Genomic DNA, 15,238 nt, shown 5'->3' with positions numbered 1-15,238 from the left:
ATGGACGCACCCCTCGCCGTCGAGCAGGCCGCCGCCGCGCCGGAGCGCCGCCGGTTGCGGCTGGCGATCTGGCTGCTGACGCGGTCCTTCTCCTCCATGCTCGGGCTGTTCCTGGTGGCGACCATCGTGCTGCTGGCGCTGGCCGGGCCGTGGATCGTGCCCTACCCGGACGATGTCGCCGGTGGCGTCAACCTGGCGAACAAGCTGCAACCGCCCTCCGCCGCCCATTGGCTCGGCACGGACGAGGTGGGCAACGACATCCTGACCCGCGTCATCATCGGCGCGCGGCTGTCGCTGCTGGTCGGCATCGGCATCACGGTGGCGGCGGCGGTGATCGGCGTGCCGCTCGGCATCCTGGCGGGGCTGGCGGGCGGGCGGCTGCGGGAAGTCATCATGCGCTTCACCGACCTGTTCCTGTCGGTGCCGGGGCTGGTGCTGGCCATCGCGCTGGTCGCGGCGCTGGGGCCGGGCATCGAGAATGCCATGATCGCGCTGATCCTGGTGTGGTGGCCGGGCTATGTGCGGCTGGCGGAATCGAAGGCGCTGTCCATCCGCGAGGAACCCTACATCGAGGCGGCCCGCGTCGCCGGCGCCTCGCAGTTCCGGATCCTGCGGCGACACGTGCTGCCGAACAGCATCTCCCCGCTCATCGTGAAGATGAGCATGGATGTTGGGCAGGCGATCCTGGCGGTGGCCTCGCTCGGCTTCATCGGGCTGGGGGCCAAGCCGCCGACGCCGGAGTGGGGCGCGATGATTTCCATCGCGCGCGGCTACCTGCCGGAATGGTGGTGGTACGCGATGGCGCCGGGCGTGTTCATCTACCTCGCCGTGCTCGGCTTCAACCTGCTCGGCGACGGGTTGCGCGACATCCTCGACCCACGGAGCAATCGCGGGTGACGGCGCTGCTGGAGATCCGCGATTACCGACTGGCCTTCGACACCTTCGACGGCACGGCGCAGGTGCTGGACGGCATCGATCTGGGGCTGGAGGCCGGGCAGACGCTCGGCATCGTCGGCGAGACCGGCTGCGGCAAATCCGTGCTGGCGCGCAGCCTGCTCGGCCTCAACCCGGCCCCACCGGCCCGGGTGGTTTCGGGCGAGATCCGCTTCCGCGGGCAGGATCTGCTGCGGCTGCCGGAGCGAGAGATGCGGCGGTTGCGCGGGCGGGCCATCTCCATGGTGTTCCAGGACCCGGCCAGCTACCTGAACCCGTTGCTCGCCATCGGCACGCAGATGGAGGACGCGATCCGTGGCCAGGATGCCGCGGCCGGGGTACGCGCACGGCCGCGCCGGGCGGCGCGGGACAAGGCGGCGGAGTTGCTGGCGGCGGTCAGCCTGCCGGAGCCGGGGCGGCTGCTGGACAGCCACCCGCACCAGCTTTCGGGCGGCATGCGCCAGCGCGTGCTGATCGCGATGGCACTGGCCGGGGAGCCGGCGCTGCTGGTGGCGGATGAACCGACGACGGCGCTGGATGTCACGGTGCAGGCGCAGGTGCTGGCGCTGATCGCGGGGCTGGTGGCGGCGCGCGGGCTGGCGCTGATGCTGATCAGCCACGACCTCGGCGTGGTGGCGGCAAGCTGCGCGCGGGTCGCGGTGATGTATGCCGGCACCGTGGTGGAGGAAGCGCCGACGCAGGCGCTGCTCGCCCACCCGCTGCACCCCTATGCGCGTGGCCTGATCGCCGCCGTGCCGGATCTGGACCGGCCGGAGCGGCGTCCGCAGGGCATCCCCGGCAGCATCCCGAGCCTGCTCACGCCGCCCTCCGGCTGCCGCTTCCACCCGCGCTGCCCCGCCGCGACGGAGATCTGCCGCCGGGAGAAGCCGCTGCCGCGCGCGATCCTGCCCGGCCGCGCCGTCGCCTGCCACCACGCCACGCCATGACCGATCTTCTTCTACGCGCGGAGGGGCTGTCCAAGGCCTTCACCAGCAAGGGCGGCGCCTTCCGCCGGCCCAGCCGGGTCCTGGCCGTGGCGGATGTGGACCTCGTCATCGCGCGCGGCGCGGCCCTCGGCGTGGTTGGCGAGAGCGGCTGCGGCAAGTCCACCCTGGCGCGGCTGCTGCTGCGGCTGATCCCTTTGAGCGGCGGGCGCATCGTCTTCGAGGGCCAGGATATCACCACGCTGCGCGAGCCAGCGTTGCGCCCGCTGCGGCGGCGGATGCAGTTGATCCACCAGAACCCCTCCGCCGCGCTGGACCCACGGCTATCCGCCGAGGAGTCGGTGGCGGAGCCGCTTCTGATCCATGGCGTCGCCTCCGGCCGCGCCCTGCGGGATCGGGTCGCCGCGCTGCTGGCCGAGGTGGGTCTGCCGGCGGGCTTCCTGCACCGGTTTCCGCATGAGTTGTCCGGCGGGCAGAAGCAGCGCGTCTGCATCGCCCGCGCGCTGGCGCTGGAGCCCGAACTGCTGGTGCTGGACGAGCCGACCTCGGCGCTCGACGTGTCCGTGCAGGCGCAGATCCTGGATGTGCTGGAGGCGCTGCGCGCACGGCGCGGCCTCGCCTACCTGTTCATCAGCCACAACCTGGCCGTGGTGCGTCAGGTGTGTGAGCGGGTGGCGGTGATGTATCTCGGCCGCATCGTCGAGGAAGGCACGGCGGCGGAGGTGCTCGGCGCGCCGCGTCACCCCTACACGCGCGCCTTGCTGACCGCCGTGCCGCGGCTGGATGCACGTGGCATCAGCCCGGCGGAGGCGGGAGAGCCGCCGAACCCGGCGGCGCCACCCTCCGGCTGTGCCTTCAACCCGCGCTGCGCGATCGCGGTGGAAGCGTGCCGGGCGGAGATGCCGGCGCTGCTCGATGTCGGTGGCGGGCACCTGGTGCGCTGCCCAAGAACCTAGGCGGCAGGCGCCACCGAGAGCCCGGCCACCTTGTGCTGCGCGATGAACTTCGCGACCAGGCCAGAAGCCTTCGCCTCCTCGACGAAATCGTGCAGGAACGCGGCGGCGGCGGTGTTGGCGCGGGCGGTGCCGATGGCCTGCTGCACCGCCATGAAGCGGCCCTCCAGGATGCGCGCGCCCGGCAGGCCCTCGACATCCGTCAGCAGGCGCGGGCGCAGCCCGGCCAGGGCTTCCAGCTTCTGCTCCACGAACAGCGTCAGCGACCCGTCCAGGCTCTCCGCGCGCATCAGCGTGGCGTGCTGGATGTTGCGGTCCAGCCACAGGTCGTAGGCGGCGCGCGCGGCGACGGCGATCCTAACGCCGGGACGATCGACCTCGGCGAGGCTGGTGATGGGCGACCCGGCGGGCACCAGGTAGGTCGCCTCGATCTCGGCATAGGCGGCGGTGAAGGCAATTCTCTCGGCCCGCTGCGGCTCGGCGCCGATCAGCCCGATGTCCCAGGCACCGGTGCCGGCGGCATCCGCCAGCTCGCCCGGCCGCGGATACGGCACGTAGCGCACCGGGACGCCGAGCCGGTCTGCCAGGGCGCGGGCCATGCTGGGGGAGACACCCTCCGGGTCGCCGGATGCGCTGCGGCCGGTGACGAGCAGGAAGTTGCTCAGGTTGATGCCGGCGCGGAGCACACCCGTCGGGGCAAGCTGGGCGAGAATCTCGGGGGACATGGCGTTGGCTCCGTTGGCTGGCGGCGCAGGATGCTTCGTGACGCGGCGTGCCGCCAGCCCCGGTCTTCCCCGCCTGTGCCGCCCGCGCCATAGTCCGACGGCAGCATCGGGATGAACACTGGCCATGGCGGCACTTCCCGTCTTCATCATCGGACAGGCGCCGCGCCACGACCTTGTGGACGAGATCGCCACCGCGGTGCCCGGGCTTCAGGTCGCGCTGCGCGGGGCGCTGGACGGGCTGTCGCGCGCCCAAGTCGCGGACTGCGCGCCGCGCGACGGCGCGGACACGCTGTCCACCGTGCTGCCCTCCGGTGAGGGCATCACCGTCTCCAAGCGCGCCGTGACGCAGCGGCTGCGGGGCCTGCTGGAGGCGGTGCCGGGCGCCGCCCTGCTCGCTTGCACCGGCGCCTTCAAGGGGCTGCCGGAGCGGCCGAGCCTGGTGCAGCCCTCCGCCGTGCTGAATGGGCTGGCGCAGGCGCTGCTGCCGCGCGGGCGGCTCGGCCTGTTCGTGCCGCTGCCGGAGCAGGCCGAGGCGCTGCGCGCGGAACGGGAACGGGAGGGGCTTTCCGTGGCGGTGGTCCCGCTGCGCCCGCATGGGGACGATGCGGCGCGGGAGGTGGCGATGCGGCGGATGGCGGCGGAAGCGCCGGACCTCGTGCTGCTCGACTGCATCTCCTACACCAGGCGCGACAAGGCGGCCGCAGTGGCCGTGCTGTCCTGCCCGGTGCTGCTGTCCGTCGCCGTGGCCGCCCGCGCCGCCGCGTCGCTGCTGCCGGAGGTCTGATGCGCGAACTCTCACTGGACGATATCGAGGCGCTGGCGGTCGGTGCCTGGGTGCTGGGCACGGGCGGCGGTGGGTCGCCCTATCTCGGCCTGCTCAACATGCGGCGCCTATACGCCGAGGGAAAGCGCGTCAGCCTGATGCGGCCGGAAGACTTGGCCGATGATGCGCTGGTCGCCGTCGTCTCCAACATGGGCGCGCCGCTGGTCGGGCAGGAACGCCTGACCGACAGCGAGAATATCGGCCGCGCCGTGACGCTGATGGAGGAGTACCTCGGCCGGTCCTTCGATGCGATCATGAGCGTCGAGATCGGCGGCAACAACGGCGTGCAGTCGCTGATGGCCGCCGCCGAGACTGGCAAGCCGGTGGTCGATGCCGACGCCATGGGCCGCGCCTATCCGGAGGCGCAGATGACAAGCTTCGCGGTCGGCGACCTGAAGCCCTATCCGCTGTCCATGGTCGATCCACGCGGCATCGAGGGCATTGTCGCCAAGGTACCGTCCTGGAAATGGATGGAGCGCCTGTCGCGCAAGATGTGCGTCGAGGTCGGCTCGATCGCCGCCACCTGCAAGGCGCCGCGCAGCGGGGCGGAGGTGAAGCAATGGGGCATCCTGCACACCACCAGCCAGGCTATCACGCTGGGCCAGGCGATCAGGCTTGCGCAAAGGGAACATCGCGACCCGGTGCAGGCGATCCTGGATTGCGAGAAGGGCGTGAGGCTGTTCCGCGGCAAGGTCGCGGATATCGCGCGCCGCACGACGGAAGGCTTCCTGCGCGGAACGGCACGGCTCGATGGGCTCGACGACTGGCGCGGCCATGACTTCGAGATCGCGTTCCAGAACGAGTGGGCCGTGGGCTGGCTGGATGGCGTGCCGCGGGTGATGACGCCGGACCTGATCTGCGTGTTGGACACGGTGAGCGGCGAGGCGATCGGCTCGGAGACGCTGCGCTACGGACAGCGCGTGACGGTCGTGGCGCTGCCGGCGCCGCCGGTGTTCCTGACGCCGCGTGGGCTCGACTTCGTCGGGCCGCGAGCCTTCGGCTACGACCTCGACTTCCGGTCGGTCTTCTCGGAGGTGGTGGCATGAGGCAAAGAGCGGGATCGCGAAACCCGCGGCCGCGGATAGCGGCCGAGGCCCCGAACGGCGCCCACCGCCCGTGCGGCGAGCCAAGCTCCCGCAGGGATCGCCCGGCGCCTGAGGGCACGGCAACATGAGGCGACGCATCGGCATTGATGTCGGCGGCACCAACACGGACGCCGTGCTGCTGGAGGATGACCGCGTCCTGCACGCGATGAAGACGCCGACCACGGCGGATGTGCTGACCGGTGTCCGGATCGCGCTGCTCGATGTGGCGCGTGCCATGGGCGCTGGCGGCGTGCAGGCGGTAATGATCGGGACGACGCATTTCGTGAACGCTGTGGTGCAGCGGCGCGACCTGGCGCCGGTCGGCGCGCTGCGGATCGGTCTGCCCGCGGCGAAGTCCCTGCCCCCGTTCTGCGACTGGCCGCCGGACCTGGCCGCCATCGTGCGCGGGCAGGTGCACATGGTCGAAGGCGGCCATGACTTCGATGGCCGCCCGATCATGCCGCTGGACGAGACGGCGGTGCAGGCCGCCGCGCGGGCGATGCTGGCGGGCGGCATCGGCTGCGTCGCCGTCAGCAGCGTGTTCTCGCCGCTCGACCCCGGCATGGAGCGGCGCGCTGCCGAGATCCTGCAGGCGGAGATGCCGGATGCCGCCATCACGCTGTCGCACGACCTCGGGCGCATCGGGTTGCTGGAGCGGGAGAATGTCGCGCTGCTGAACGCCTGCCTGGCACCGCTCGCCCGGCACACCATCGCGGCGTTCGAGGAGGCGTTGCGCCAGGCGGGCATCGTGGCGCCGCTGTTCATCACGCAGAACGACGGCACCGTGATCCGCGCCGAACTCGCCGCGCGCTTCCCGGTGCTATCCTTCGCCTCTGGCCCGACCAACTCCATGCGCGGCGCCGCCTTCCTGACCGGGGTGCAGGACGCGCTGGTGGTGGATGTTGGCGGCACCACCAGCGATGTCGGCGCGCTCAAGGGCGGCTTCCCGCGGGAGGCGAATGCGGTGGTGCAGGTCGGCGGCGTCCGCACGCTGTTTCGCATGCCGGATCTGCTGTCCATCGGGCTCGGCGGCGGGTCGCATGTCGAGTCGGATGACGCGGGCCGCATCCGCATCGGCCCGCGCAGCGTCGGCTTCCGCCTGCCGGAACTGGCGCGGATCTTCGGTGGGCCGCAACTGACCACCAGCGATATCGCCGTGCGCGCGGGCCTTCTCGGTCTGGGCGATGCCGCGCAGGTGGAGGATGTCGCACTTGGCTTTGCCAAGGCCACCTTGGCCGAGGCCGCGCGGATGCTGGAGGAGACGATCGATCGCATGAAGACCGATGCGGCGCCGGTGCCGCTGCTCGCGGTCGGCGGCGGCGCCTTCCTGGTGCCGGACCGGCTGCAGGGCGTGTCGGAGGTGCTGCGCCCGGCCCATGCCGCCGTTGCCAATGCTGTCGGTGCCGCCATCGCGCTGGTCAGCGGCGAGGCCGACCAGGTCTTCCAGGGCATGACCCGTGCGGAGGCGATGGCGGAGGCGGAGCGCATCGCCCGCAGCCGCGCTGTCGAGGCCGGCGCGGAGGCCGCGACGCTGGCGCTGGTCGATGTCGAGGACCTGCCGATCGCCTACCTGCCCGGCGGCGCGCTGCGGGTGCGTGCCCGGGTGGTGGGAGAGATCGCCGAGACCAGCCGAACGCCACGACCGGCACCTTGAGGCAAAGCTTGGGACGAAGTCCGAACCTGCGGTAGACTTCAACCCCTGTAGCAGTTCAGTACATCTGAATTCGGGATAGGCGGCACATTGGTCGGCGCCGCAGGGGGCATGCGCCGGGTAGCGGGAGAACGGCGACCGCGGCGATCATGTTCCGGCAAGCGACCAAACACCCGGATGCGACGCCGGACCTGCCGGGGCACCTCATCCACTGGCCCGGCCGTGGCCTTGCCACCGAGGCTGACCCTGGCCCCCTGCCCCGCAACGGGCTTCGCGAACCGGTCCATCCCGGCAGACGTCATGCCTTGCGGTCGGCTACTCCGATGCCGTCCTGCGCAAGCCTGGATCAGCGCTGCGTGCGGCCGGCTTGCACGCCCTGCTCGAAGGCGCGATCACGTGCGCGGACATGCCGGTCGTAGACGAAGCCACCGCCGGCGCCCAGCCCCGCCCCTGTCGCAGCGCCAAGTCCGGCATTGCCCGAGAAGGAGCCGACCAACGCGCCCGCGCCGGCGCCTGCCAGGCCGCCGGTCATGGCGCGCTGCGCGCCCGGATCGAGATCAGCGCAGGCCGCGAGGCTGAGTAGCGCGACGCCACTCATCGACAGGGAAAGCTTGCGCCTCATTGGCGTGTCCTTTGTGACGCGGGTTGCGTGGCTGCAGGCGTGGGGCAGGGAAAGGCACTACTGGCCCATCGCATCACGCCATCGATGGCACGATCCCCGGCATATCGAGGGTTTCCGCGCGACCAGGCGACGAAGGCGGCCTGCGCCTGCTCCACTGTCGGTGTGACCTCGCCCAGGCAGAACATGGGCGTCAGGCCGCCGCGCGCGGTGCTGGCCTCATGGTACTGCCCCGCTCCGACAAGGAAGCCACGGCAATACGCAATCGCCGCCGCATCGGACGACGCGCATAGTTCGGTCAGCGGGCCCGTCGCGATCGGGCCTGTCTGTGCGGCGGCCACTCCGCCGGCGACTGCCGCCAGCATCATGCCTGCGATCAATCTTCTCATCGGATCCAGGTCCTCCCGTCCCCATCGCTCACCGTGGGCGGCGTGACCGAGCTTCACCGCACGAGGCCGATCGGCACATCGGCAGGAGATCGCGGCAATATGCGCGGCGTCCCCGCCGCCATGTTCAGAAGCGTGCGGCCAGGCTGAGGGAGCCGAATTGCGAACCCTCCCGTTGCGTCTCGAACTCCTTGCTGCGCAGCGTGTAGGTGAAGGTCAGGCGCGCCAGCGGAAGCATCACGGCAAAGCCGAGACTCGCATCGCCGACCAGCGTTACCCGCGCCACGCTACGGCTGTCGCGCCAGGTGTTGCCGTCCAGCGTGATGTCGCGCGCGACGGCACGGCCCTCGACCGCCGCGAAGCCGTACCAGCCCCAGCGTTCCGTCGGCTGGAAGAACACGGATCCGGCCGAAACAGGCCGGGCGCGCGGCGGGCCGAAATCCGCCTCCAGTTCGGTGCCGACTCGCAACAGCAGCCCGGCGGCCGCATAGGTCTGCACATTGCCGAGGCTGGCTGCCAAGCTCGGCACGAAGCCATACTGCAGCCCGGTCTCGCCGAGCGGTTGGTTCAGACGCCACTGCCGGTTCAGCACCAGGTTGAGGCCCGGCTCATCCTTGATCTGCGCATCCCAGCCCAGGGCGCGGTCGATGTTCAGCAGGTCGTGCGTGTTGTTCTGCACCTGCTCGCCCAACGCAGCGGGCCCGACCACGCCGAGCTGCAGTTCCAGGCTGCCCAACTCCCGCGGCGTGTAGGACGTCAACGTTACCGCGCCGTAGAGCCACCCGGCATAGGGCCGATCGTTCGGATCGGGATTGCGCGCCAGGGTGTCCTCCGGCGTGAACTTCTTCTGCCCGACGGCCAGACCCCAGCGGGCGATGCCACCGGTCGGGAACAGCAGCGAGGGCCGGTCCGTCAGCGCCGCCAGCCAGTCCGGCGGGTTGTAGGACGGCGAGACCCAGCCGAACAGGAACCCGTTGGTGTAAAAGCGGTCCCGGCCCGAGAAGGTGTCGTTCTCGAGCAGGAAGATCCAGGTGGCCGCCGGGTCCGTCGTGCGCACCGGCGGGGTTTGCGCGGCGGCAGGCAGGGCGGCCAATGCGGCGGCAACGCAAGCAGCAGTCAGGGCGATTTGGCCCATCGCTCAGAAGCGCCAGACGAGAGGCACGAGGAAGACGCCGACGATGAAAAACCAGATCATCATCGGCAGGCCGAATTTCCAGTATTCGCCGAAGGCGTAGCCGCCGGGGCGCATGACCATCAGGTTTGTCGGCGTCGCGATCGGCGTCAGGAAGGCGGCCGCCGCGGCCACGGCGATGGTCATCAGCACTGGCAGCGGGGAGACGCCCATTGCCGCGGCCGCGGCGATGCCGACGGGAATGATGATCAGCGCCGTCGCCGTGTTGCTGATCAACTGGCCGAGCACGGCGGTCAGAACGAACAGCCCCGCGAGCAGGATGGTGGGGCTGCCGCCGGCGGCCATCGCCACCAGCCCGTCCGCCATCAGCTCCGCAGCGCCGGTCTGCACCATGGCGGTGGACAGCGGCATCATGGCTGCGACCAGGATCACCGTGGTCCAGTCGATGGCGCGGTAGCACTGCTCGACGTTCAGGATGCGAAGCAGCACCAGCGTGAAGGCGCCCAGCATTCCAGCGACCGCCGCCGGCACCAGACCGGTGGCCAGGCAGAACACCATCGCGGCGAGCACGCCGATGGCACCCCAGGCCCCGGCACCCAACGGCACGGCCTGCCGGCGCACGAGTTCAGGCGAATTCACCACCAGCACCTGCGGGTCCGCAAGCCGGACGTCGAGCGCCTTCCAGCTTCCCTGCAGAAGCATCGTGTCGCCCGCCTGCAGCGTCACCGGCTCCGACCCGGCATCGACGCCACCGCGCTGGATGGCGATGACGACAAGGTCGCCGCTCTCAGTGACCATGCCTGGGAAGGCGGTCTGGCCGATCATCGCCGAGCGCGGTGGGATCATCACCTCGGCCAGGCCCGAGTGGCGGTTGAAAAGGCTGTCACGCAACTCCACGTCGCTGTTCTCAAGCCGAAAGGCTAGGTGCTTCGAGGCGGCAAGCCGCGCTGCCTCGTCGCCCTCGCCGGAGACGAGCAGGAAGTCGCCTTCGGACATCGTCTCGCGCTTCAGGCGCTCGCCGGTCTTCCGTCATGGATCGCGACCAGGCGCAGACCCTCCCACGAGTGAACCTGGAGCACCGAGGGCGGCTGTCCGGCCAGCGGCGAGCTGGCGCGCAGCCGCAGCCGGAACAGTCCCTTCTGCAGCCCGTACTGCTCGACCAGCGTCGTCGCGTGGCGGCCGAAATCGACGCTCATCGTCTCTCCCGCCCGATGCGGCAGCAGCTTTTCGCCGAACAGCACGGTGATGGCCATGGTGCCCAGCAGCAGCGGGATGCCGACGATGGTGAACTCGAAGAAGCCGATGGCGCGCATGCCAGCATCGGCCGCGGCCTCGCTGACCAGCACGTTCACCGGCGTGCCGGTCAGCGCGAGCATCGAACCGGCATGCGCCGAGAACACCAGCGGCATGAGCAACTGGGAGGGCTTCCGCCGCAGCCGCAGCGCCATCACCATCACCACCGGCAGCAGGGCGGCGACCGCACCGTTGACGCTGATCAGCGCGGTCAGCACCGCCACGAGCAGGGAGATCAGCACCAGGAGCCGCGTGCGGCTTTCCTCACCGGCGCCACGGATCAGCATCTGCCCGGCCCAGGCGGTGACGCCGGTTCGGTCCAGCGCGGCGCTGATGACGAACAGCGTAGCGATGAACATCACCGCCGGATCGCCGAAGCCGGATAGCGCCTGGTTCAGCGTGACCAGACCGGTGGCGTACAGTGCGAGCCCGACGCTCATGGCCACGATGATGACCGGAATGCGGTTCCAGACGAAGAGGACGATCGCCGCCAGGATGATGGCGGCCATGAGGGTGATGTCACTCATCCTCTACAGGCCCCACGGCAGGCCGAGGAGGTACCAGGCCGCCAGCAGCATGGTCCACACCAGGGAGATCGCGATGACGTAGGGCAGCATCAGCGCGATCACGGTGCCGACGCCGGCATCCTTCTGGTACTTGATGGCGAAGGTGACGATCATGGCAAAGTAGGCGTTCAGCGGCGTGATGGAGTTCATCGGGCTGTCACCCACGCGGTAGGCGGCGAGGACGGTTTCGGGCTCGACGCCGAGTTGCATCAGCAGCGGCACGAACACCGGCGCGAAGATGGCCCATTTGGCGATCGCCGCGGTGATGATGAGGTCGATGCCGAAGACGGCGATGACGAAGCCGATCAGCAGCACGACGGTGGGCAGGTTGAGTCCGCCGAGGAACTCCGCGAGCGAAACCGCCGCGAGGGTGGCCATGTTCGAGTAGTTGAAGATCGCGATGAACTGGCTGATCACCAGCAGCAACAGGATCAGGCCTGCCAGGGCGCCGATCGATTTCTGGATGGCGGCGATGGCTTCCGCCGCGCTGCGCATGGTCCCCGCTGCACGGCCATAGGCGATGCCGCAGACCAGGAAAATCAGCGCGATGGAGACGATCAGGCTGCCCATGAAGGGCGAGGCACCGATGATGGCACCGGTATCCGGGTTGCGCAGCGGCGCGCCGGGCGGAAGCACCAGCAACCCAATGAAGGCCAGCACGCCGAAAAGGCCGAGGCCCGCGGCGCGGAGAGCTTTGTATTCGTCGTCCGACAGCACATTCTCGCCCGGAACCGTGTAGTCCCCCGTATAGGCACCGAGGCGCGGCTCGATCACGCGTTCCGTGATCAGCGCGATCAGCACCGTCAGCATGGCGACGGAGGCGATGGAGAACCACAGGTTGGCAGCGAGGTCGATCGACGCGGTCGGACTTACCAGGCGGGCCGCATCGTTGGTGATTTCTGTCAGGATGCCGTCCACGGGCACGATCAGGACGTTGACCATGAAAGCCGAGGCCACGGCGGCGAAACCCATGGCAAGCCCCGCGAGCGGATGGCGCCCGACGCTGAGGAAGGCCGCGGCCGCGAGGGGGATCAGCACGAGGTAGCCGGCATCCGCGGCGATCGAGGAGACGATGCCCACGAAGACCAGGATGTAGGTCAACGCCCGTGGCGGTGCGACGATCACGAGCTTGCGGATGAGCGCCTTCACGAGGCCCGATTCCTCCGCCACGCCGACGCCGACCATCGCCACGATGATGACGCCGACGGCGTTGAAGCCCATGAAGTTCGGTACCACTCCGGTGAACATGAAGCGAATGCCGTCGATGGTCAGCAGGCTGCGCGCGGCCGTCGTCGCCGGCTCGATGTCCCCGGTGGCCGGGTTGTAGGCCTGGTAGGTGACCCGGGCGCCGAAGGCCGCAAGCAGCGCCGACAGGACCACCACGAAGATGATGAGGTAGACGAAGATCATCACCGGATGCGGCACGCGGTTGCCGATGCGCTCCACGGTATCAAGCAGGCGCTGCATCACGGTCTTCGCCTCCAGCGCCGCTGGCGGAGGGTGGATCGCGCTCATGCCGCCAGTGCTCCCAGGATGCGCGCCCAGGAGCGGATGCCCTTCTGGAAGCTGACCAGGTTGTACTTCTCGTTCGGGCTGTGGATACGGTCATCCTCCAGCCCGAAGCCCGCCAGCACGACATCCATGCCGAGCGACGTCTTCAGCATGTGCGTCACGGGGATGGAGCCGCCGGAGCCGATGAACACGGCGGGCTTGCCCCATTCATCGCTCAGCGCCTTGCGCGCCTTGGCAAAGGCAGGATCGGTATCGGGAAAGCGAATCGCGCGGCCGGATCCGTGCTCGATGAACTCCGCGCGGCAGTCGGCAGGCAAGCGCGCGCGGACATGGGCGCGGAAGGCTTCGCGGATGCGGTGCGGGTCCTGGTCGAACACGAGGCGGAACGAGATCTTGGCGGAGGCCACAGCGGGGATCACGGTCTTGAAGCCATCGCCCTGATAGCCGCCCCCCATGCCGTTGATCTCGCAGGTCGGACGGGACCAGACCATCTCAAGGGCGTCGCGGCCTTTTTCACCCGCCGGCACCGAAAGCCCGATGGCGCCCAGGAACTGCTCGGCGGTGAAGCCGAGCGTGCTCCACTGCTCGCGCAGTTGCGCCGGCAGTTCCGGCACGCTGTCGTAGAAGCCGGGCAGCGTGACGCGGCCCTGTTCGTCGTACAGCTCCGCGAGGATCTTCGCGAGGATCCTGTTCGGGTTGGCCGCGGCCATACCGTAGAAGCCGGAATGCAGGTCGCGGTCGGCGGCGTGGATGATCACCTCCTCGCCGCACAGGCCGCGCAGCATAGTGACGATGGCGGGTGTTTGCGCATCCCACATGTTGGTGTCGCAGATCAGCCCGATGTCGGCCCGAAGCTCGGCCTGGTTGGCATCGAGGAAGGCCGGCAGGTTGACGCCGCCCGATTCCTCCTCGCCCTCCAGCAGGATCGTCACCGAGACGGGCAGCTTGCCCGTCGCCGCCTTCCAGGCGCGGCAGGCCTCGACGAAGGCCATCAACTGTCCCTTGTCGTCGGCGCTGCCGCGGCCGCGGATCACCTTCGTTCCGTCCTCCAGCGTCTCGACCACCGGATCGAACGGATCGCGATCCCACAGCTCCAGCGGGTCCACGGGCTGTACGTCGTAATGGCCGTAGAACAACGCGGAGGGGCCGCCGGCGCCGCGGTTGTGTGCGACGACGATCGGGTGGCCGGGCGTTGGGCGCGCCGAGGCATCAAAGCCGATGGATCGCAGATCCTCTGCGTGCCATTCGGCATTCGCGGCGCATTCACGGGCGAAGGCGGGGTCCGTGGAGATGGACTTGATGCGCAGGACGGCAAAAAGGCGTTCCAGGGCGCCGTCCATGTCACGATCAATCTGCGCCAGCACGCGGTCGAGTTCGCTCATGGATGTCCTGCCTGCCGTTGTGGCGGCCGGGGGCGCCTGTCGCGTCACCAGGTCCTGCCGGTAGGGTCACGTTAGAGACGTGCTGAGCATCGTCCCACGGCGACACGTCCCGCCGCTGTGCCCTCCGTCCGCCGCGACTGCGCGGCTTTGCGGATCATGCGGCGCCTCGCTCGGCCTCGGCACCAGCCAGCGCCGTGCGCAGCAGGTCCTCCTTGGTCTCGTCGAAGGAGCTGCTCATGATCCGTCCGCCCATGCCACGGAGCCCTTCCATCACGCGTTCGGCGGTCATCTTCCGCACCAGAAGGAACAGGGCGGCTTCGCCCGCGTCCAGCGTCTGCGCCACCTCCTTCATGAAGGTGTCGTTGATGCCGACATCGCTCAGGCGGCCGGCCACGGCGCCCGTCGCGGCGCCGAGCGCGGCGCCGGCCAGCGGATTCAGGAACAGCAGGCCGATCAGGGAGCCCCAGAGCGCGCCGCTGGCCGCACCCGTCGCGGTTGGCTGGAGGATCTGGTTGAGCTTGATGCTGCCATCCGGCCGGCGCAGGGCTACGGCGGCATCGCCGACCGCGATCAGGTATTCGCGCTGCATGGCGAGGATGCGCGCGCGCGCCTCCTCCGCCTGGGGCTCGGGCCGGCAGCGCCGTGAGTCCGGCAAAGCGGGCAAAGGCGGTGATGCCGACCATGGGGGAGATCAAAACGAGCCGGTCCGCCCGAGGCAGTCCCTGGTTCTCCAGGGCATCCAGCGCATGCTTCAGCGCCAGCGCCGCACCCGTGGAAAAGCCCACCAGATGCAACGGCCGATCCGGGCCGGCGCGGGCGCGCGCCTCGCGCATGGCAAGCCGCGTGGCGGCCAGCCAATCCTCCCATGTCACCTGCGTGAGGGCCGCCGGCACCGTGCCATGCGACGGCAACCTGATGCCAACGGCGACCCAGCCGTGGCGGTGGTAGAGCGCCCCGACGTGGCGCAGGCTGTAGGGTGAATCCGTCAGGCCATGCAGAAGAACCACGGCGCCACGTATCTCGCCCTCGGGCTGCAGCACGAAGGACCGGTTCCAGTCCCGCGCCATCCGCGCGGGATGCAGCGGGCTACCGTCAAAGTAGCGGTTGGCCGCGATCCGGTCCTCCGGCTCCAGCGCCTCCGTCACCTCCCGGCGGACCGTCCCGAAGGCCGCGGCCTCGGCGGCGAGCCAGCCAGCCCAGTCGGCGCCATCGATCGCCTCGGCGCGCAACTCCT

15 protein-coding genes and 1 pseudogene are annotated in these 15,238 nt (G+C 69.8%); 6 read left to right on the top strand and 10 right to left on the bottom strand.

All coding sequences use genetic code 11. The features are described from left to right. Genes ACLF3G_RS21770 through ACLF3G_RS21760 form a run of 3 tightly spaced genes read left to right on the top strand, consistent with a single transcriptional unit; the run spans position 1 to position 2,833 of the window. Positions 1 to 897 (top strand): ABC transporter permease, encoded by an 897-nt coding sequence (locus ACLF3G_RS21770; protein ID WP_430671512.1) that lies wholly within the window; start codon positions 1 to 3, stop codon positions 895 to 897. Next, complete coding sequence (locus ACLF3G_RS21765) at positions 894 to 1,880, top strand: ABC transporter ATP-binding protein (RefSeq protein WP_430671511.1); 987 nt, start codon at positions 894 to 896, stop codon at positions 1,878 to 1,880. The genes ACLF3G_RS21770 and ACLF3G_RS21765 overlap by 4 nt, the downstream gene beginning before the upstream one ends. Continuing rightward, positions 1,877 to 2,833 carry an ABC transporter ATP-binding protein gene (locus ACLF3G_RS21760; protein ID WP_430671510.1) on the top strand — a complete coding sequence of 319 codons (957 nt, stop codon included), beginning with the start codon at positions 1,877 to 1,879 and terminating at the stop codon, positions 2,831 to 2,833. Before ACLF3G_RS21765 ends, ACLF3G_RS21760 begins: the two co-directional genes overlap by 4 nt. Here the strand turns inward: ACLF3G_RS21760 and ACLF3G_RS21755 are convergent. Continuing rightward, a complete protein-coding gene (locus ACLF3G_RS21755) occupies positions 2,830 to 3,555 on the bottom strand; it encodes a transporter substrate-binding domain-containing protein (protein ID WP_430671509.1) in 726 nt (241 codons plus the stop codon). The two genes, ACLF3G_RS21760 and ACLF3G_RS21755, sit on opposite strands and share 4 nt — an antisense overlap. 124 nt (positions 3,556 to 3,679) lie before the next feature. Here ACLF3G_RS21755 and ACLF3G_RS21750 point away from each other — a divergent pair, with 124 nt between their 5' ends. The 3 genes from ACLF3G_RS21750 (at position 3,680) to ACLF3G_RS21740 (ending at position 7,117) form a co-directional block, all read left to right on the top strand. Beyond that, a complete protein-coding gene (locus ACLF3G_RS21750; protein WP_430671508.1) occupies positions 3,680 to 4,339 on the top strand; it encodes an AroM family protein in 660 nt (219 codons plus the stop codon). Further along, positions 4,339 to 5,424: a DUF917 domain-containing protein gene (locus ACLF3G_RS21745; RefSeq protein ID WP_430671507.1), complete on the top strand. Its 1,086-nt coding sequence runs from the start codon at positions 4,339 to 4,341 to the stop codon at positions 5,422 to 5,424. Before ACLF3G_RS21750 ends, ACLF3G_RS21745 begins: the two co-directional genes overlap by 1 nt. A gap of 124 nt (positions 5,425 to 5,548) precedes the next feature. Continuing rightward, positions 5,549 to 7,117: a hydantoinase/oxoprolinase N-terminal domain-containing protein gene (locus ACLF3G_RS21740; protein ID WP_430671506.1), complete on the top strand. Its 1,569-nt coding sequence runs from the start codon at positions 5,549 to 5,551 to the stop codon at positions 7,115 to 7,117. Positions 7,118 to 7,460: 343 nt separating this feature from the next. On the opposite strand, the gene ACLF3G_RS21735 is transcribed toward ACLF3G_RS21740, so the two are convergent. From ACLF3G_RS21735 to ACLF3G_RS21695, 9 genes and pseudogenes are all read right to left on the bottom strand, one after another. Next, on the bottom strand, positions 7,461 to 7,736 hold the full coding sequence (locus tag ACLF3G_RS21735; protein WP_430671505.1) for a glycine zipper domain-containing protein: 276 nt from the start codon (positions 7,734 to 7,736) through the stop codon (positions 7,461 to 7,463). Next, complete coding sequence (locus tag ACLF3G_RS21730; RefSeq protein WP_430671504.1) at positions 7,733 to 8,122, bottom strand: Rap1a/Tai family immunity protein; 390 nt, start codon at positions 8,120 to 8,122, stop codon at positions 7,733 to 7,735. Before ACLF3G_RS21730 ends, ACLF3G_RS21735 begins: the two co-directional genes overlap by 4 nt. A 124-nt stretch (positions 8,123 to 8,246) precedes the next feature. Next, positions 8,247 to 9,254, bottom strand: a complete 1,008-nt coding sequence (locus ACLF3G_RS21725; protein ID WP_430671503.1) for a lipid A deacylase LpxR family protein — start codon at positions 9,252 to 9,254, stop codon at positions 8,247 to 8,249. A gap of 3 nt (positions 9,255 to 9,257) precedes the next feature. Further along, a complete protein-coding gene (locus tag ACLF3G_RS21720) occupies positions 9,258 to 10,247 on the bottom strand; it encodes an SLC13 family permease (protein ID WP_430671502.1) in 990 nt (329 codons plus the stop codon). Positions 10,248 to 10,258: 11 nt separating this feature from the next. Beyond that, positions 10,259 to 11,071 (bottom strand): SLC13 family permease, encoded by an 813-nt coding sequence (locus ACLF3G_RS21715; RefSeq protein ID WP_430671501.1) that lies wholly within the window; start codon positions 11,069 to 11,071, stop codon positions 10,259 to 10,261. Positions 11,072 to 11,074: 3 nt separating this feature from the next. Beyond that, positions 11,075 to 12,625 carry an AbgT family transporter gene (locus ACLF3G_RS21710; RefSeq protein ID WP_430671500.1) on the bottom strand — a complete coding sequence of 517 codons (1,551 nt, stop codon included), beginning with the start codon at positions 12,623 to 12,625 and terminating at the stop codon, positions 11,075 to 11,077. Beyond that, entirely contained in the window at positions 12,622 to 14,004 is a 1,383-nt protein-coding gene (locus ACLF3G_RS21705) for a M20/M25/M40 family metallo-hydrolase (RefSeq protein WP_430671499.1), read from the bottom strand. The genes ACLF3G_RS21710 and ACLF3G_RS21705 overlap by 4 nt, the downstream gene beginning before the upstream one ends. Positions 14,005 to 14,158: 154 nt before the next feature. Then, a complete protein-coding gene (locus tag ACLF3G_RS21700; RefSeq protein ID WP_430671498.1) occupies positions 14,159 to 14,593 on the bottom strand; it encodes a DUF1269 domain-containing protein in 435 nt (144 codons plus the stop codon). An 88-nt stretch (positions 14,594 to 14,681) separates the two neighbouring features. Further along, positions 14,682 to 15,071, bottom strand: a pseudogene (locus ACLF3G_RS21695) (alpha/beta hydrolase); the annotation flags it as partial. Positions 15,072 to 15,238: the final 167 nt, after the last annotated feature.

The organism is Falsiroseomonas sp. HC035 (assembly GCF_050563525.1).
GTDB lineage: Bacteria > Pseudomonadota > Alphaproteobacteria > Acetobacterales > Acetobacteraceae > Falsiroseomonas.
Note: the sequence above shows the minus strand (reverse complement) of the source record. Positions and strands in the feature narration are given on the sequence as shown.

Excerpts from the sequence above, each read along its gene's own strand:
- ACLF3G_RS21770 (WP_430671512.1), top strand. The coding sequence starts at position 1 with ATGGACGCACCCCTCGCCGTCGAGCAGGCCGCCGCCGCGCCGGAGCGC.
- ACLF3G_RS21760 (WP_430671510.1), top strand. The coding sequence starts at position 1,877 with ATGACCGATCTTCTTCTACGCGCGGAGGGGCTGTCCAAGGCCTTCACC.
- ACLF3G_RS21755 (WP_430671509.1), bottom strand. The coding sequence starts at position 3,555 with ATGTCCCCCGAGATTCTCGCCCAGCTTGCCCCGACGGGTGTGCTCCGC.
- ACLF3G_RS21750 (WP_430671508.1), top strand. The coding sequence starts at position 3,680 with ATGGCGGCACTTCCCGTCTTCATCATCGGACAGGCGCCGCGCCACGAC.
- ACLF3G_RS21745 (WP_430671507.1), top strand. The coding sequence starts at position 4,339 with ATGCGCGAACTCTCACTGGACGATATCGAGGCGCTGGCGGTCGGTGCC.
- ACLF3G_RS21740 (WP_430671506.1), top strand. The coding sequence starts at position 5,549 with ATGAGGCGACGCATCGGCATTGATGTCGGCGGCACCAACACGGACGCC.
- ACLF3G_RS21735 (WP_430671505.1), bottom strand. The coding sequence starts at position 7,736 with ATGAGGCGCAAGCTTTCCCTGTCGATGAGTGGCGTCGCGCTACTCAGC.
- ACLF3G_RS21730 (WP_430671504.1), bottom strand. The coding sequence starts at position 8,122 with ATGAGAAGATTGATCGCAGGCATGATGCTGGCGGCAGTCGCCGGCGGA.
- ACLF3G_RS21725 (WP_430671503.1), bottom strand. The coding sequence starts at position 9,254 with ATGGGCCAAATCGCCCTGACTGCTGCTTGCGTTGCCGCCGCATTGGCC.
- ACLF3G_RS21720 (WP_430671502.1), bottom strand. The coding sequence starts at position 10,247 with ATGTCCGAAGGCGACTTCCTGCTCGTCTCCGGCGAGGGCGACGAGGCA.
- ACLF3G_RS21715 (WP_430671501.1), bottom strand. The coding sequence starts at position 11,071 with ATGAGTGACATCACCCTCATGGCCGCCATCATCCTGGCGGCGATCGTC.
- ACLF3G_RS21710 (WP_430671500.1), bottom strand. The coding sequence starts at position 12,625 with ATGAGCGCGATCCACCCTCCGCCAGCGGCGCTGGAGGCGAAGACCGTG.
- ACLF3G_RS21705 (WP_430671499.1), bottom strand. The coding sequence starts at position 14,004 with ATGAGCGAACTCGACCGCGTGCTGGCGCAGATTGATCGTGACATGGAC.
- ACLF3G_RS21700 (WP_430671498.1), bottom strand. The coding sequence starts at position 14,593 with ATGCAGCGCGAATACCTGATCGCGGTCGGCGATGCCGCCGTAGCCCTG.